The 16036-nt window shown below is 74.1% G+C and carries 10 protein-coding genes, 1 tRNA gene and 1 pseudogene; 8 read left to right on the forward strand and 4 right to left on the reverse strand.

Translation table 11 applies throughout. The annotated features are described in order from the left end of the window. The 7 genes from OG521_24745 (at position 1) to OG521_24775 (ending at position 9977) form a co-directional block, all read left to right on the forward strand. On the forward strand, positions 1-972 hold the full coding sequence (locus tag OG521_24745; GenBank protein WUW23804.1) for a sugar ABC transporter permease: 972 nt from the start codon (positions 1-3) through the stop codon (positions 970-972). Continuing rightward, positions 969-1817, forward strand: coding sequence for a carbohydrate ABC transporter permease (locus OG521_24750; protein WUW23805.1), 849 nt, complete (start codon positions 969-971; stop codon positions 1815-1817). Before OG521_24745 ends, OG521_24750 begins: the two co-directional genes overlap by 4 nt. A 4-nt stretch (positions 1818-1821) precedes the next feature. Continuing rightward, positions 1822-3456 carry a beta-N-acetylhexosaminidase gene (locus OG521_24755; GenBank protein WUW23806.1) on the forward strand — a complete coding sequence of 545 codons (1635 nt, stop codon included), beginning with the start codon at positions 1822-1824 and terminating at the stop codon, positions 3454-3456. Between the two features lie 323 nt (positions 3457-3779). Beyond that, positions 3780-4676 (forward strand): FAD binding domain-containing protein, encoded by an 897-nt coding sequence (locus tag OG521_24760; GenBank protein ID WUW23807.1) that lies wholly within the window; start codon positions 3780-3782, stop codon positions 4674-4676. After that, on the forward strand, positions 4673-6226 hold the full coding sequence (locus OG521_24765; protein WUW23808.1) for a 2Fe-2S iron-sulfur cluster-binding protein: 1554 nt from the start codon (positions 4673-4675) through the stop codon (positions 6224-6226). The genes OG521_24760 and OG521_24765 overlap by 4 nt, the downstream gene beginning before the upstream one ends. Further along, positions 6223-8568: a molybdopterin-dependent oxidoreductase gene (locus OG521_24770; protein ID WUW23809.1), complete on the forward strand. Its 2346-nt coding sequence runs from the start codon at positions 6223-6225 to the stop codon at positions 8566-8568. The genes OG521_24765 and OG521_24770 overlap by 4 nt, the downstream gene beginning before the upstream one ends. A gap of 116 nt (positions 8569-8684) precedes the next feature. Next, on the forward strand, positions 8685-9977 hold the full coding sequence (locus OG521_24775) for a S8 family serine peptidase (GenBank protein ID WUW23810.1): 1293 nt from the start codon (positions 8685-8687) through the stop codon (positions 9975-9977). A gap of 4 nt (positions 9978-9981) precedes the next feature. On the opposite strand, the pseudogene OG521_24780 reads toward OG521_24775, so the two are convergent. From OG521_24780 to OG521_24795, 4 genes and pseudogenes are all read right to left on the reverse strand, one after another. Next, a pseudogene (locus OG521_24780) lies at positions 9982-10962 on the reverse strand (serine/threonine protein kinase). Between the two features lie 59 nt (positions 10963-11021). After that, positions 11022-13202 (reverse strand): serine/threonine-protein kinase, encoded by a 2181-nt coding sequence (locus OG521_24785; GenBank protein WUW23811.1) that lies wholly within the window; start codon positions 13200-13202, stop codon positions 11022-11024. Between the two features lie 2 nt (positions 13203-13204). Continuing rightward, entirely contained in the window at positions 13205-14104 is a 900-nt protein-coding gene (locus OG521_24790; protein ID WUW23812.1) for a serine/threonine protein kinase, read from the reverse strand. Between the two features lie 136 nt (positions 14105-14240). Then, positions 14241-14315: transfer RNA gene (locus OG521_24795), tRNA-Cys, on the reverse strand. 185 nt (positions 14316-14500) lie between these two features. On the opposite strand from OG521_24795, the gene OG521_24800 reads away from it, so the two are divergent. Further along, positions 14501-15958 carry an MFS transporter gene (locus OG521_24800; GenBank protein WUW23813.1) on the forward strand — a complete coding sequence of 486 codons (1458 nt, stop codon included), beginning with the start codon at positions 14501-14503 and terminating at the stop codon, positions 15956-15958. Positions 15959-16036: the final 78 nt, after the last annotated feature.

Raw genomic sequence — 16036 nt, forward strand, 5'->3', positions numbered from 1 at the left:
ATGACGGCGAACAGCACGGCGTACAAAGCGCCCCCCGCGCCCGGGACGGACGGCCCCCCTCTCCGCCCGCCCCGCCGCCGCCCGGCCTCACCGGCCGGGCGGCCCGGCTGGACCCCCTGGCTCTATCTGCTGCCCGCCCTCGTCCTGCTCGGCGGGCTGCTCGTCTACCCGATCTACCAACTGGGCCTGATCTCCTTCCTGGAGTACACCCAGGCCCAGGTCAGCGGCGGTGAACCCGCCACCTTCCAGGGCTTCGGCAACTACGCCACGCTCTTCGGCGACAGCCAGTTCTGGCAGGTGCTGCTGGCCACCGTCGTCTTCGCGGCGGCCTGTGTGCTGGCCACCCTGTTCACCGGCTGCGCGCTGGCCGTCCTGCTGACCCGGGTGCGGGCCGTGCCGCGGCTCGCGCTGATGATGGCCGCGCTCGGCGCCTGGGCGACCCCCGCGATCACCGGTTCGACCGTCTGGGTCTTCCTCTTCGACGCGGACTTCGGACCGGTCAACCGGGTCCTGGGGCTCGGTGACTTCTCCTGGACGTACGGGCGCTACAGCGCCTTCGCCCTGGTGCTCCTCGAAGTCCTGTGGTGCTCGTTCCCGTTCGTGATGGTCACGGTGTACGCCGGCATCCGCGCCATCCCCACCGAGGTGCTGGAGGCGGCCGCGCTGGACGGCGCCTCGCAGTGGCGGATCTGGCGGTCGGTCATGGCGCCGATGCTGCGCCCGATCCTGGTCGTCGTCACCATCCAGTCGGTGATCTGGGACTTCAAGGTCTTCACCCAGATCTACGTCATGACCAACGGCGGCGGCATCGCCGGCCAGAACCTGGTGCTCAACGTGTACGCCTACCAGAAGGCGTTCGCGTCCTCGCAGTACAGCCTCGGCTCGGCCATCGGCGTCGTGATGCTGGTGATCCTGCTGGCCGTCACGCTCGTCTATCTGCGCCTCGTGCGGCGCCAGGGGGAGGAACTGTGAGCCTGCCGTCCCTGTTGCGCGTCCGCCGGCCCGGCCGGCTCGCCGCCGAGGCCGCGGCGCTGCTGATCGCCGCCGCCGTCGCCTTCCCGCTCTACTGGATGGTGCTCTCCGCCATCAAACCGGCGGGCGAGATCCAGTCCGCGCACCCGCGGCCGTGGACCCTGTCGCCGTCCCTGGACTCCTTCCGCCGGGTCTTCCAGCAGCAGGACTTCGGGCGCTACTTCCTCAACAGCCTGATCGTCGCCGGGACGGTCGTGATCGTCTCCGCGCTGATTGCCTTCCTGGCGGCGACGGCGGTGACCCGGTTCAGATTCCGCTTCCGCACCACGCTGTTGATCATGTTCCTGGTCGCGCAGATGGTGCCGGTCGAGGCGCTGACGATCCCGCTGTTCTTCCTGATGCGGGACTTCGGCCAGCTGAACACGCTCGGTTCGCTGATCCTGCCGCACCTCGCGTTCTCGCTGCCGTTCGCGATCTGGATGCTGCGCGGCTTCGTCAGGGCCGTCCCGGACGCCCTGGAGGAGGCCGCGTACATCGACGGGGCGAGCCGGGCCCGCTTCCTGTGGCAGATCCTCTTCCCGCTGGTCTTCCCGGGCCTCGTGGCGACCAGCGTCTTCTCGTTCATCTCGACCTGGAACGACTTCCTGTTCGCGAAGTCCTTCCTGATCAGCGACACCTCCCAGTCGACGCTCCCGATGGCGCTGCTGGTCTTCTTCAAACCCGATGAGAACGACTGGGGCGGGATCATGGCAGCCTCGACGGTGATGACCGTCCCCGTGCTGGTCTTCTTCGTACTCGTGCAGCGACGCCTGGTCTCGGGACTGGGCGGAGCGGTTAAGGACTGACGTCATGAACATCGATCTGATCCCGGCGCCCGTGCGCGCCGGTGACCAGGGGCGGTGCGGGTTCCTGCTGGACGCGTCCACCACGCTCGCGGCGGCCCCCGGCACCGGGACCACCGAGCGCTGGCTGCGCGAGACGCTCGGCGCCGCCTTCGGCGTGCCGCTCGCACCGGGCGGCGAGGGCGCCGAGCACTCTGTCCGGCTGCTCATCGATCCGGCCCTGGAGCCGGAGGAGTACCGCCTGACCACCCTGCCCGGCAACAGCGTCGTGATCACCGGCGGCAGCCCCGCCGGGGTCTTCTGGGGCGCCCAGACGTTGCGTCAGCTGCTGGGGCCGCAGGCGTTCCGCCGGGCACCGGCCGGCGGGGCCGCCCCGGCCGCGCTCGGGTTCACCGACATCGAGGACCGCCCCCGCTTCGGCTGGCGCGGCATGATGCTCGACGTCTCCCGGCACTTCCTGCCGAAGGCCGACGTCCTGCGCTACCTCGACCTCCTCGCCGCCCACAAGCTGAACGTCTTCCACTTCCACCTCACCGACGACCAGGGCTGGCGCGTCGAGATCAAGCGCTACCCGCGGCTGACCGAGGTCGGTGCCTGGCGCTCGCGCACCAAGTACGGCCACCGGGCGTCCGAGCTCTGGGACGAGACCCCGCACGGCGGCTACTACACCCAGGACGACATCCGCGAGATCGTCGCGTACGCCGCCGAGCGGCACATCCGGGTCGTCCCCGAGATCGACATCCCGGGCCACTCGCAGGCCGCCATCAGCGCCTACCCGGAGCTGGGCAACACCGACGTCGTCGACACCGCCGCCCTGACCGTCTGGGACACCTGGGGCGTCAACCCGAACGTGCTCGCCCCCACCGACCACACCCTGCGCTTCTTCGAGGGCGTCTTCGAGGAGATCCTGGAGCTCTTCCCCGCCGCCACCTCGCCGTTCGTCCACATCGGCGGCGACGAGTGCCCCAAGGACCAGTGGAAGCAGTCGCCGGCCGCGCAGGCCCGCATCAAGGAACTCGGCCTGGCCGGCGAGGACGAGCTCCAGTCCTGGTTCATCCGCCACTTCGACAACTGGCTCACCGCGCGCGGCCGTCGCCTCATCGGCTGGGACGAGATCCTGGAGGGCGGTCTCGCCGACGGCGCCGCGGTCTCCTCGTGGCGCGGCTACGCGGGCGGCATCGCGGCCGCCGAGGCCGGGCACGACGTCGTGATGTGCCCGGAGCAGCAGGTGTATCTGGACCACCGTCAGCACGGCGGCCCCGACGAGCCGATGCCCATCGGATACGTCCGCACCCTGGAGGACGTCTACCGCTTCGAACCCGTGCCGCCGGCCCTCGGCGAGGAGGCGGCGCGGCACGTACTCGGCGCCCAGGCCAACGTGTGGACCGAGGTCATGCAGAACCGCTCCCGCGTCGACTACCAGGTCTTCCCCCGCCTGGCGGCCTTCGCCGAGGTCGCCTGGTCGGCGCTGCCGGCCGCGGCGGACCGGGACTTCGCGGAGTTCGAGGGCCGAATGGCCACCCACTACGGGCGACTTGACGCGCTCGGCGTCGACTACCGGCCGCCGGGCGGCCCGTTGCCGTGGCAGCGGCGCCCCGGAGTCCTCGGCCGCCCGATCGAGGGAGCACCCCCGAACGTGTGAGTCCGGACACCTTCCGGTTGCCGCCACCACCGTCCCCGGGACCGTGGTGGCGGCGCCGTTCCCGGCGCGGGAATCCGCCCCGGAGCCGCCACCCGCCGGAACGGAACAAGTCGCACAACCACCCCGAAGAGCGGCAATCGGCACTCCGGGCCGAAGAGGGGCGAAACGGGAGCATCCCCCTGACCGGGTACGGATACTCCCTTCGCGGACCCTCGCGTCGGGCCGGTCCGAAGATGTGCCAGAGTTGCCACGTCCGGGCTTCGAGCACGTACCGTACGGCGAAACAGGCGGGACAGCCGGGACACCGGGAAGGGGCAGCTGGGTTGACCATGCACGCACCGCAGGCGACGCAGTCCGTCACGCTGCCCGCCTCGCTGGACGAGGCCGTGGCGGCACTCGGCGCCATGCCCGCCGCCGTACCCGTGGCAGGCGGCACGGATCTGATGGCGGCCGTCAACAAGGGGCTCCTGCGCCCCTCCGGGCTGGTCGGCCTCGGCCGGATCAGCGAGCTCCGCGGCTGGCACTACCAGGACGGCCACGCCCTGCTGGGCGCCGGCCTCACCCACGCACGCATGGGGCGGCCGGACTTCGCCGCCCTCATCCCCGCACTCGCGGCGTCCGCGCGCGCGGCGGGCCCGCCGCAGATCCGCAACGCGGGCACGCTCGGCGGCAACATCGCCACCGCCGCACCGACCGGCGACGCCCTGCCGGTCCTCGCCGCGCTGGAGGCCGAACTCGTCATCGCGGGCCCCGGCGGCGCACGCCGCGAGATCCCGGTCTCGCACCTGCTGGCCGGCCGCGAGATGCTGGAGCCCGCCGAGCTGATCGGCTTCGTCCGCGTCCCGCTGCTGCACGCCCCGCAGGTCTTCCTCAAGGCGACCGGACGCACCGGCCCCGGCCGGGCCACCGCCTCCGTCGCGATCGTGCTCGACCCGGCCCGGCGCGGAGTGCGCTGCGCGGTCGGCGCCATCGCGCCGATGCCGCTGCGGCCGCTGGAGGCCGAACGCTGGATCGCCTCGCTGATCGACTGGGACGGCGAACGGGGCCTGGCCCCCGACGCGCTGGCCGCCTTCGGCGAGTACGTCGCCGCGGCCTGCATCCCGGACCAGGCACCGCCCGCCGACGGGGGAGAGGCGCCACCGCTGCCCCCCGCCGTACTGCACCTGCGGCGCACCGTCGCCGCACTGGCCCGACGCGCGCTGGGGAGGGCACTGTCGTGAGCAACGAGGACCACGCCGATCAGCACGGGGGCTGGGAGCCGACCCCGCAGGGCGGCGAGTACGACGCCGAGGCGACCGCCTTCGTCCACCTGCCGCCCGAGGACCTGGCGAACGTGCCGCTGGCCGCGCCCGGCCAGGGCTACGTGCCGCCGATGATCCTGCCGCTGACCCCCGCGGCCGGCCTCGACCCGGCGGCCACCGGCAGCTGGGTCGTCCAGGCGCAGAACCAGCAGGACGAGCAGGGCCGGCCCGAACAGCACGAGCCCGCGGAGCAGCGGGACCAGCAGGGCCCCGGCACGGAGCCCGCGCCCGCGCCGGTGCACTGGCCGGACCCCAACCAGCAGCAGACGCCGTACGGATACCCGCAGCCCGAACCGCAGCCGTCGCAGGAGTACCCCGGCCAGTACCGCGGGACCTCGGCCGCCACCGGCCAGTGGAACTTCGCGGAGTCCGGCGGCCCCGCCGAGGCGCCCGGCCACACCGGCCAGTGGACGATCCCGGTCGCCGACGGCGAGCTCCCGGAGGAGTCCGGGGAGTTCTCGGCCTCCGCGCTGGCCGCCGGCTGGTACGCGGACCGCACCCCGCCGGCCACGCTGCCGGGCGGCGCGCCCGCACCGTGGGCGACGCAGGAGCCCGCGGCCGGCGACACCCCGGCGCTCGGGACCGACCTGGGCGGCATGCCCGACCACGCGCCCGCCGACGCGCGGGAGCCCGGCCCGGACCCGGCTGCCGACGACGCAGCCGCCGAGGTGGCCGAGGCGGAGGACCCGGAGCACCACGTCCTGTCGGACGAGGCGTCACCGGACGCCGCCCCCGAGGACGCACAGCAGTCCGCGCCGGAGCAGCCCGCCCCGGACACGGACGACGCCCCGGCGCCGGACGACGCGGTGGCGGACGACGTGGCCATGGACGCCGCGGCGCCGGACGAGGCGCCCGCAGCCCCCCTCGACCTGCCCAGCGAGCACCCCGCCGCCTCCTACGTGCTGCACGTGAACGGCGCCGACCGGCCCGTCACCGACGCCTGGATCGGCGAGTCCCTGCTCTACGTGCTGCGCGAGCGGCTCGGCCTGGCCGGTGCCAAGGACGGCTGCTCGCAGGGCGAATGCGGTGCCTGCAACGTCCAGGTGGACGGCCGTCTCGTCGCCTCCTGTCTGGTCCCCGCGGCCACGGCGGCGGGCAGCGAGGTCCGTACGGTCGAGGGTCTGGCCGTCGACGGGGAGCCGTCCGACGTCCAGCGGGCCCTGGCCGAGTGCGGCGCCGTCCAGTGCGGCTTCTGCATCCCCGGCATGGCCATGACGGTCCACGACCTGCTGGAGGGCAATCACGCCCCCAGCGAGCTGGAGACCCGCCAGGCGCTCTGCGGCAACCTCTGCCGCTGCTCCGGCTACCGGGGCGTGCTCGACGCCGTGAACGAGGTCATCGCGGGCCGCGAGGCCGCCGCCGATGCGGCGCAGGAATCCGCGGACCCCGACGAGGCCCGCATTCCGCACCAGGCGGCGCCGGGCGCGGGTAGTGTGCAGGCCCATCTGCAGGACGGAGGCATGGCGTGAGCAACGACGCAGCCACCGCGGCGGGCGCGACCCACACGGCGATCAGCATCCCGTCGCTGGACGGCCCCGGCGGCCCCGACACCGAGCAGCCGCTGCTCGGCCTCGGCTCCTCCCTGCCGCCGGCCGACGCACGCGCCAAGACCGAGGGCACCTTCCCGTACGCCGCCGACCTGTGGGCCGAGGGACTGCTCTGGGCGGCCGTGCTCCGCTCCCCGCACCCGCACGCCCGCATCCTGTCCATCGACACCTCGGCCGCCGTCGGGATGCCCGGCGTCCGCGCGGTCGTCACCCACGAGGACGTGCCCGGCGAGGGCTCCTACGGGCGCCGCGTCGTCGACCGCCCCGTCTTCGCCTCCGACCTGGTCCGCCACCACGGCGAGCCGATCGCCGCGGTCGCCGCCGACCACCCGGACACCGCCCGGCTGGCCGCCGCCGCGATCGCCGTCGAGTACGAGGTGCTGGAACCGGTCACCGACCCGGAGAAGGCCTTCGCCGCCGAGCCGCTGCACCCCGACGGCAATCTGATCCGCCACATCCCGCTGCGCTACGGCGACCCGGAGATCACCGGTGACGTGGTCGTCGAGGGGCTGTACCGCATCGGCCGTCAGGACCCGGCCCCGATCGGCGCCGAGGCCGGTCTCGCCGTGCCCCGCCCCGACGGCGGCGTGGAGATCTACACCGCGTCCACCGACCCGCACACCGACCGCGACCTCGCCGCCGCCTGCTTCGGCCTCGAACCCGACCGGGTGAAGGTCGTCGTCACCGGGGTGCCCGGCGCGACCGGCGACCGCGAGGACCCCGGCTTCCAGCTCCCGCTCGGCCTGCTCGCCCTGCGCACCGGCTGCCCGGTGAAGCTGGCCGCCACCCGCGAGGAGTCCTTCCTCGGCCACGCCCACCGCCACCCGACGCTGCTGCGCTACCGCCACCACGCGGACGCCGAGGGCCGTCTGGTGAAGGTCGAGGCCCAGATCCTGCTGGACTCCGGCGCGTACGCCGACTCCTCGTCGGAGTCGCTGGCCGCCGCCGTCGCGTTCGCCTGCGGTCCGTACGTCGTCCCGCACGCCTTCATCGAGGGCTGGGCGGTCCGTACGAACAACCCGCCGTCCGGCCACGTCCGGGGCGAGGGCGCGATGCAGGTCTGCGCCGCCTACGAGGGCCAGATGGACAAGCTGGCCGCCAAGCTCGGGATCGAGCCGGCCGAACTGCGGCTGCGCAACGCCCTGTCCACCGGCGACATCCTGCCCACCGGCCAGACCGTGACCTGCCCGGCACCCGTCGCCGAACTCCTGCGGTCGGTACGCGACTTCCCGCTGCCCTCGCTGCCCAAGGACTCCCCGGAGGACGACTGGCTGCTCCCGGGCGGCCCCGAGGGCGCTGGCGAGCCCGGAGCGGTGCGGCGCGGGGTCGGCTACGCACTCGGCATGGTCCACATGCTCGGAGCCGAGGGCACCGACGAGGTCTCCACGGCCACCGTCCGCGTCCACGACGGCGTCGCCACCGTCATCTGCGCCGCCGTCGAGACCGGCCAGGGCTTCTCGACGCTGGCCCGCCAGGTCGTCCAGGAGACCCTGGGCATCGAGGAGGTCCACGTGGCCTCCGTCGACACCGACCAGCCCCCCGCCGGTCCCGCCACGCACGGCCGCCACACCTGGGTCTCCGCCGGAGCGGTCGAACGCGCCGCGAAGATGGTCCGCACCCAGCTGCTCCAGCCGCTGGCCCACAAGTTCGGCATGTCCACCGAACTGCTCCAGATCGCCGACGGCAAGATCACCAGTTACGACGGGGTGCTCTCCACGACCGTCACCGAGGCGATGGACGGCAAGGAACTCTGGGCCACCGCCCAGTGCCGCCCGCACCCCACCGAGCCGCTCGACGAGTCCGGCCAGGGCGACGCCTTCGTCGGCCTCGCGTTCTGCGCGATCCGCGCGGTGGTGGACGTGGACATCGAGCTCGGCTCCGTCCGCGTCGTCGAGATGGCGATCGCCCAGGACGTCGGCCGGGTCCTCAACCCGTCCCAGCTGGCGACCCGGATCGAGGCGGGCATCACCCAGGGCATCGGGGCCGCCCTGACCGAGAACCTCCGCACCGCCCGCGGTCTGATCCGGCACCCCGATCTGACGGGCTACGCCCTGCCGACGGCGCTGGACGCCCCGGACATCCGGATCGTCAAGCTCGTCGAGGAACGCGATGTGGTGGCACCCTTCGGCGCCAAGCCCGCCTCCGCGATCCCGGTGGTGACCTCTCCGGCCGCCGTGGCCGCGGCGGTCCGCTCGGCCACCGGCCGCCCGGTCAACCGGCTCCCGATCAGGCCCCAGGCGGCCGTCGCCGTCGCCAAGCCCTGAACGAGGCACCGCTGTTGTTCTCCGGGCCGCCCGCCGGCCGTTGCCCGTCGCCCGGAGAACGCGGGGCTTCGCCGCTGGCTAAGGTGATCCCCGGAGCTTCGACGGGGGAGGGTGCTGTGCTGCCGAGCGATCCGGGGGCGAGGAGGCCGACGACGCCCGCCCGCGTACGAACGGGCCTGATCCGCAGGGCGTTTCCCGTCGCGCTCGTCCTGCTGGCGCTGGGGGCGGGCACGGCGCCGGCACACGCGGACACGGTGCTCTCCGACCAGTGGCACCTCACCCGGATGAAGGCCCAGGAGATGTGGCGGACCAGCACCGGGAAGGGCGTCACGGTCGCGCTCATCGGCACCCGGGTGCGCGCGGTCCCCGAGCTCTCCGGCCGGCTGCTGCCCGGCAAGGACTTCCGGCAGGGCGCCGCCGGCACGCGCAACGACTTCGGCACCACCGACGCCGCCGTGATCGCCGGTACGGGCAAGGGCGCCGGCGGCCGGGACAGCGCGTACGGGCTCGCGCCCGGGGCGAAGGTGCTCCCGCTGGAGGTCTCCGACGGCCAGGACACGGACGCCGGTACCCTCGCCGCGCAGGACGACGCGATCAACGCCGGACTCGCCCCGGCCCTCCGCTACGCGGCCGACTCCGAAGCGAAGATCATCAGCGTGTCGCTGTCCGCGTCCGATGACGACGAGGCGGTCCGGTCCGCGGTGGAGTACGCCCGGAGCAGGGGCAAGCTGATCTTCGCGGCCGTCGGGGAGAGCACGATCGACCACCCGCTGGTGGGCTATCCGGCCGCGACACCCGGGGTCGTCGGCGTCACTGCCGTCGACAAGGAAGCGACCAGCCTCAAGAAGGCGGGCGCGGGACTCGGCGTGGACCTCAGCGCCCCCGGCGAGGACATCGTCAGCGCCTGCGCGGGTGGCGGAACGGGCCTGTGCAGGACCAAGGGCACCGCGGTGGCCACCGCCATCGCCTCCGCATCCGCCGCGCTCATCTGGGCGGCGCACCCCGGATGGACGGCCAACCAGGTCCTGCGGGTCATGATCGGCACGGCTGCCGGCCCGAACAACGGTGCCGTGCGCAGCGACTACGTCGGGTACGGGACCGTGCGTCCCCGCATCGCGCTCAAGACCCCGGGAGACCCGGGGGCGGCCGACCGGGACCCCATACCCGACTACCGCACCGCGTCCCCCGCGCCGTCGGAGTCGCGGCCCGCGGGAGCACCGGTGACGCAGGTGCCCGCCGGACCGGCGGCGGGCGCACCGGCCGCCGCAACGCAGGGCGGCGGCCACAGCGGCGCCTTCTGGACAGCGGTCGCCGTGTGCGCCGCCGGACTCCTCTGCGTCGGCTGCGCGGCGCCGCAGCTGCTGGCGGACCGCCGGCGCGTCCGGGCCGCCGCACTCAGTCGTCCTTGAGCCGCCACGCCGCCGCGCCGCCGCCCACGGCGAGGACGGCCCCGCCGCCGGCCAGCGCGGTCAGGAACCCGCGCCGGCCCCGGTCCATCGGCGCGGCGCCCGCCGGCACCAGGCGGGCCGCCTCGGACTCGTACCGGCCGATCAGCGCCGCCAGCTCCCCCTGCCGCCAGACCCTCTCGGCCCGCCGCGGGGGAGCGAACGCGTGGGCGATCTGCTCCGGTCCCGGACGCGCGCCCGGCTCCTTGGCGAGGCAGGGCTCGACGAGCGGCAGCAACGGCTCGGGGACATACGACAACTGCGGCTGCCCGTGCACGACTTCGTACTGCACCGCGGCGACATGGCCGCCAGTGAAGGCACGTTGACCGCCCGCCGCGTACACCAGCACCGCGCCCAGTGAGAAGACGTCGGCGGCCGGGCCCACCCGGTGGCCGAGGACCTGTTCCGGGGCGCCGTAGCCGGGTGTGACGGGGATCTGGCCCGTGGTCGTGAGGGTGAGGCCGTGTTCCGGGCGGGCGATGCCGAAGTCGATGATGCGGGGACCGTCCGACGTCAGCACGATGTTCGCGGGCTTGAGGTCGCGGTGCACGAGTCCGGCAGCGTGGATCTCCCGCAGGGCGCGGGCCAGGGCCGAGGCCAGGACGTGCACCGTGGCGGCGTCCAGCGGCCCGTGGTCGGCGACGGCCCGCTCCAGGTCGGGGCCGGCCAGGAACTCGGCCGCGATCCACGGCCGCCCGCCCTCCACCTGCGCGTCCAGCACCCGGGCCACGCCCGGACCTGTGACGGACCGTGCCGTGTGTGCCTCGCGGACGAAGCGCCGCACCAGCCCTTCGTCGTGGGCGAGTTCGGGCCGCAGCGACTTCACCGCGGCCCGGTTGCCGTCGCCGTCCAGGCCGAAGTAGACCTTGCCCATCCCGCCCGCGCCGAGGACTCCGAGCAGACGGTACGGGCCGAGCCGGAGCGGGTCTCCTGGGCCGAGCGGTTTCATGGCGGGTCCTTCTCGGAGAGGTCGGGAAAGAGATGCACGGGCCTGCGGAGCACCCGGGGTCAGCTGCCCAGGCGTACGGCCTCCACCTGGCCCTGGGCGCCGTTGCCGACCAGCGTGTCCGTGCCGGGCCTGAGCGCGAAGTCACTGACCGTGCTCTCCAGCGAGCGTACGTACGTGTGGCGGGTCAGCCCGATCACCCCCAGCCCCGGCCGGTCCCCGTAGTAGAGGTGCTTGCCGGAGACGACGGGCGGCGCCACCCGGGTGGTCTGGCTGCTCTCGGGCACCTGGACCTCCCAGATGAGTTCGCCGCGTGCCGTCTCCACCGCGACGACGCCCCGGCTGCCCTCGGCCGCGTACACCACACCGTCCCGCACGGCCGGCGGCCCGTAGTGGTCGCTGCCGTCCCCCGACGTGCCGAAGCCGCGGTCGCGGCCGAACTCCCACACCACAGCACCGTTGGAGAGACCGATCGACCGGAGCACGGTCGATCCGATGTAGAGATGCCTGCCGTCGTCCGCGAGCTGCGCCCCGCTGCTCACCAGCGTGGAGTGGAAGTCGGCCGCCGCCGTCAGGGGCGTGCTCCACAGTTCCTTGCCCGAGTCGGTGTCGAACGCGCTGAGCACGAGGTCGTACGTGATCTGCCCCAGTACGATCCGGTCCCCGAAGACCTTGCCGAACGCCCCGGTGTACGCGGCGCCGTTGCGGCTCCGGAGAGCGGTGCGCCAGCGCAGCTCTCCCGTCCGCGCGTTCACCGCGTACAGGTGGCGGTCGAACTCCGTCGTGTCGGTGGCCCCCGCTGTCAGGTACACGGTGTCGGCGGTGGCGCAGAGGAGTTCGGCGCTCGCGGTCGTCGGCAGCTTCAGGTCCGACAGCGTGGTCACCGTACGGTCCGCCTCACCGGTCTCCGTGTCGACCGTGATGACCGCGTGGCTGTCGGTACCGACGCCGGTCGTCCAGTAGAGCACGGTGCCGTCGGTGACGGGCCGGCCCTCGAACAGTCCCTGGGAGAACATCCAGAGTTCGCTGCCGTCGGCCGGGTCGATGCTGCGCAGCTCGCCCCCCTTGGCGGCCACCACGATGCGCTTGCCCACGAAAAGGGGCGGACTCGCTTCGTCGGCCAGCCTTTGGTCGCTGGTCCACAGCACGGAACCCGACCCCGCCGGCGGGCCGGACGCGGCCGGCCCCGGGGAGTCCTTCGCGTCGGACCGGCCGGACCGCAGCCACAGCCCGCCACCCGCGGCCACCCCGGCCACCGCCGCGCCGCCCAGGGCCAGGAGCCCACGACGGGAAAAGACCGCGCGCCGGGGTGCCGGTGCGGCGGCGACGGCCGGCTCCTCGGGGGCCGGGCTCCGTTCCGGACACTCCTGCCAGACCTCCGCCGCGCGACGGGAGATCTCCGAGAGGAGCGGGTGGGGAAGGTGGTCGGCGAACTCGCCGTGCCCGTCGTGGAGCACCGCGGCCAGCTCGTCGGTGGCCGGGCGCAGCGCCGGGTCCTTGGCCAGACACCGCGCGAGCACCGGGGCGAGCGCCGCCGGTACGCCGCTCAGGTCCGGGTCCGCGTACCGGACGCGGTAGAGCAGATCGGCGGGCTGCCCGCTGCCGAAGGGGCCGTGGCCGGTGGCGGCGAACACGAGGACACCGGCGAGTGCGAAGACGTCACCGGCCGGGGTGTGCTCCTGTCCGGTGGCCTGCTCCGGGGACATGAACGCAGGTGTTCCGGCGGCCGCGCCCACCCGGGTGAGGCGTTCGTCGCCGAGGGCGCGGGCGATGCCGAAGTCGATGACCTTCGGTCCGTACGCGGTGATCATGACGTTGGACGGCTTCAGGTCGCGGTGCACCACGTCGGAGCGGTGCAGTTGCCCGAGCGCACCGCACAGCGCCGCGCCCACGGCCCGTACGGCGGACTCGGGAAGGGGGCCGCTCACGGTCACCGCGTCGTCCAGCGGCGGGCCGAGGACGTACTCGGTCGCCAGCCAGGGCACCTCGGCGACCGGATCGGCGTCGACGACCTGGGCGCCGTGCAGGCCGCCGATCACGCGGGCCGCGTCGGCCTCCAGCCGGAACCGGGTGCGGAAGGCGGCGTCGGCCGCGATGTGCGCGTGCACCGTCTTGAGGGCGAGGGTCGCGCCGCCGGGCGTACGGGCCAGGTAGACCGTGCCCATGCCGCCACTGCCGAGCCGGGCGGCCAGCCGGTAGGGGCCGATGTGCGACGGGTCGTCGTGGAGCAGGGGTTTGATCATGGTCAGGCTCCGGGGGACGGGCGTACGTCGGCGGCGAGTATCTCCGCGGACTGCCGGGCGATGGCCGCGACCACCCGGCCGGGCAGCCGCAGCGCGCCCGCCCCGGCCCCGGGCTCCAGGACGGTGGCGACCGGGCCGGCGGCTGCCGGCGGTGCGAGGGCGTCGATCACGTCGGTCGCCCGGGGGCGGGCCGCGGGGTCGCGGGAGAGGCAGGCGGTGACGAGCGGGCGCAGCAGGAGTGGGAGTTCGTCCTTGTCGGGGACGGTGTGGCCGGTGGCCGCGTACGCGAGGACCGCGCCCAGCGCGTAGAGGTCGCCGGGGGGACGCGGGCGCCCGCCCGCGGCCTGCTCGGGCGCGAGGCTGCCGGGGTCGAGGCCCGGCAGCCCCGACCGGGCGATGCCGTCCTCGGCGGCGGTGCGCGCGGCGCCGAAGCAGGTGAGCCGTGGTCCGTCCCCGGCCAGCAGTACGGCCGCGGGCGACACCCCCGCGTGGGTCACCCCGGCCGCGTGGGCGGCGGCCAGCGTCTCGGCGAGGCAGCGGCCCAGGACTCGCAGCGTCTCATCGGGCAGCGGTCCGCCGTTGACGGCCAGGGCCGTGGGCAGGGGGAGCGCGGGGACGTACGGGCGCGCGCACCAAACGGCCGCGCCGGGCTCCGCGTACTCGGTGACGGGGGCGGCCCACGGGCCGATGAGGAACCGGGCGGCCTGCGCCTCGGTGCGGAACCGGCCCGGATCGGTGGAGTCGAGGGGCGTACTCACCACCACGGTCCGCTCGCCGTCCGGGGTGCGGGCGATGAACCGGTGCTCGGGAACGGCGGCGGCGCCGTATCCAGTCTGGTCCAGCCGTGCGACGACGAGGTAGGGGCCGATCTGCCGGGACGGAGCGAGGTGCGGCAACTGCATGAACGGATATCCCCCCGGACGTCATCGGAACGGAGGCAGCCTACTCAGGGATCAGGACCGGCGTGTTCGCGGGCGGGGCGCGGGGGCCACGCATGCCACCGCCCGCCCCTCCGAGCGAGGGGCGGGCGGTGGTGCGTGGAGACCGTGACCGGATTCGAACCGGTGTAACTCGAGTTGCAGTCGAGCCCCTGAGCCTCTCGGGCACACGGTCGTGCGTTGCTGCGATGACTCGACCGTATGGCCGCGGCGGCCGGGTGTTCAAGGGCGCGGGCCGCCGTGCAACGCGACTGCCACACCGCGTTCACGCTCGCCGGGCCGGTCCTACGACCAAGGGACGAGAGCAGGAGCGACTCTCGACAGGGTTCATCCCGGTTTTTGCCCCTTACTCTTGGGCTCATGACCGTCCTGGAACCGCGTGACGCCGACGTCTCGCCCCGCATCGAAGACATCGACCTCCCCCGCGGGACAGGCGTTCTGGGACGGACCTACCGGGCGCTCAGCATCGGCATCGTCTCCGTCGTGTTCCTGATCGCCTTCGAGGCGACCGCCGTGGGGACCGCGATGCCGGTCGCCGCCCGTGAGCTGCACGGCATCCCGCTGTACGCGTTCGCCTTCTCGGCGTACTTCACCACCAGCCTGTTCGCCATGGTGCTGTCCGGCCAGTGGGCCGACCGGCGAGGCCCGCTCGCGCCGCTCGCCACCGGGATCACCGCCTTCGGGGCGGGGCTGCTGCTGTCCGGGACCGCGGGCACCATGTGGATGTTCATCGCGGGCCGGGCCGTGCAGGGGCTCGGCGGCGGGCTGGTGATCGTCGCGCTGTACGTGGTGATCAGCCGGGCCTACCCGGAGCACCTGCGCCCGGCGATCCTGGCCGCGTTCGCCGCGAGCTGGGTGATTCCGTCCGTCGTGGGGCCGCTGGCCTCCGGGAGCGTGACCGAGCACCTGGGCTGGCGCTGGGTCTTCGTCGGGATTCCGGTCCTGGTGGTCTTCCCGCTGGTCCTCGCGCTGCCCGCGATCCGGCGGACGGCCTCGGGACCGGCCGACCCGACGGCTCCCGTCGAGCCGTACGACCGCCGGCGCATCGCGCTCGCGCTGGGCATCTCGCTGGGCGCCGGACTGCTCCAGTACGCCGGGCAGGAGCGGAACTGGTTCTCCCTGCTGCCGGCCGCCGCCGGTGTGGCGCTGCTCGTCCCCGCGATCCGCGGCCTGCTGCCCCCGGGCACCGCCCGCGCCGCCCGCGGGCTGCCCGCGGTGGTGCTGCTGCGCGGGGTGGCGGCCGGGTCGTTCGTCGCCGCCGAGTCGTTCGTCCCGCTGATGCTGGTCACCCAGCGCGGCATGTCCCCGACGATGGCCGGTCTCTCGCTGGCCGCCGGCGGCGGGACCTGGGCCCTGGGCTCGTACGTACAGTCCCGGCCACGCCTGGAACCGCACCGCGAGCGGCTGATGGCCGGCGGCATGGTGCTGGTCGCCGCGGCGATCGCGGCCGCGCCCGCCGTGCTGATCGACGGGGTGCCGGTCTGGACGGTCGCCGTCGCCTGGGCCCTCGGCTGCTTCGGCATGGGCATGGTGATCGCATCGACCAGCGTGCTGCTGCTGAAGCTGTCCGCGCCGGCGGAGGCCGGGGCGAACTCCGCGGCCCTGCAGATCTCCGACGGCCTCTCGAACGTCCTCCTGCTCGCGGCGGGCGGCGCGGCGTTCGCGGCGCTCGGCGGGGGAGCGGTGGGTGTGGTGCACGAGGCGCTGGAGGCGGGCGCGTCGGGCTCGCACCCGGGGGCGTTCGCGGTGGTGTTCCTGCCGATGGCGGGGGTGGCGCTGGTGGGGGCGTGGGTGGCCACGCGGGTGCGGGAGCGATGAGCGACACCGTTCCCGTGCGGGCATGAACCCGCACCTTCGCGACGTCGCGGACGAGGTGTGAGAGCCGTCGCAATTACC

This window comes from Streptomyces sp. NBC_01463 (genome assembly GCA_036227345.1).
GTDB lineage: Bacteria > Actinomycetota > Actinomycetes > Streptomycetales > Streptomycetaceae > Streptomyces.

Bases quoted from the DNA above. Each gene is read 5' to 3' on its own strand.
- OG521_24745 (WUW23804.1), top strand. From the start codon at position 1: ATGACGGCGAACAGCACGGCGTACAAAGCGCCCCCCGCGCCCGGGACG.
- OG521_24755 (WUW23806.1), top strand. From the start codon at position 1,822: ATGAACATCGATCTGATCCCGGCGCCCGTGCGCGCCGGTGACCAGGGG.
- OG521_24785 (WUW23811.1), bottom strand. From the start codon at position 13,202: ATGATCAAACCCCTGCTCCACGACGACCCGTCGCACATCGGCCCCTAC.
- OG521_24790 (WUW23812.1), bottom strand. From the start codon at position 14,104: ATGCAGTTGCCGCACCTCGCTCCGTCCCGGCAGATCGGCCCCTACCTC.
- OG521_24800 (WUW23813.1), top strand. From the start codon at position 14,501: ATGACCGTCCTGGAACCGCGTGACGCCGACGTCTCGCCCCGCATCGAA.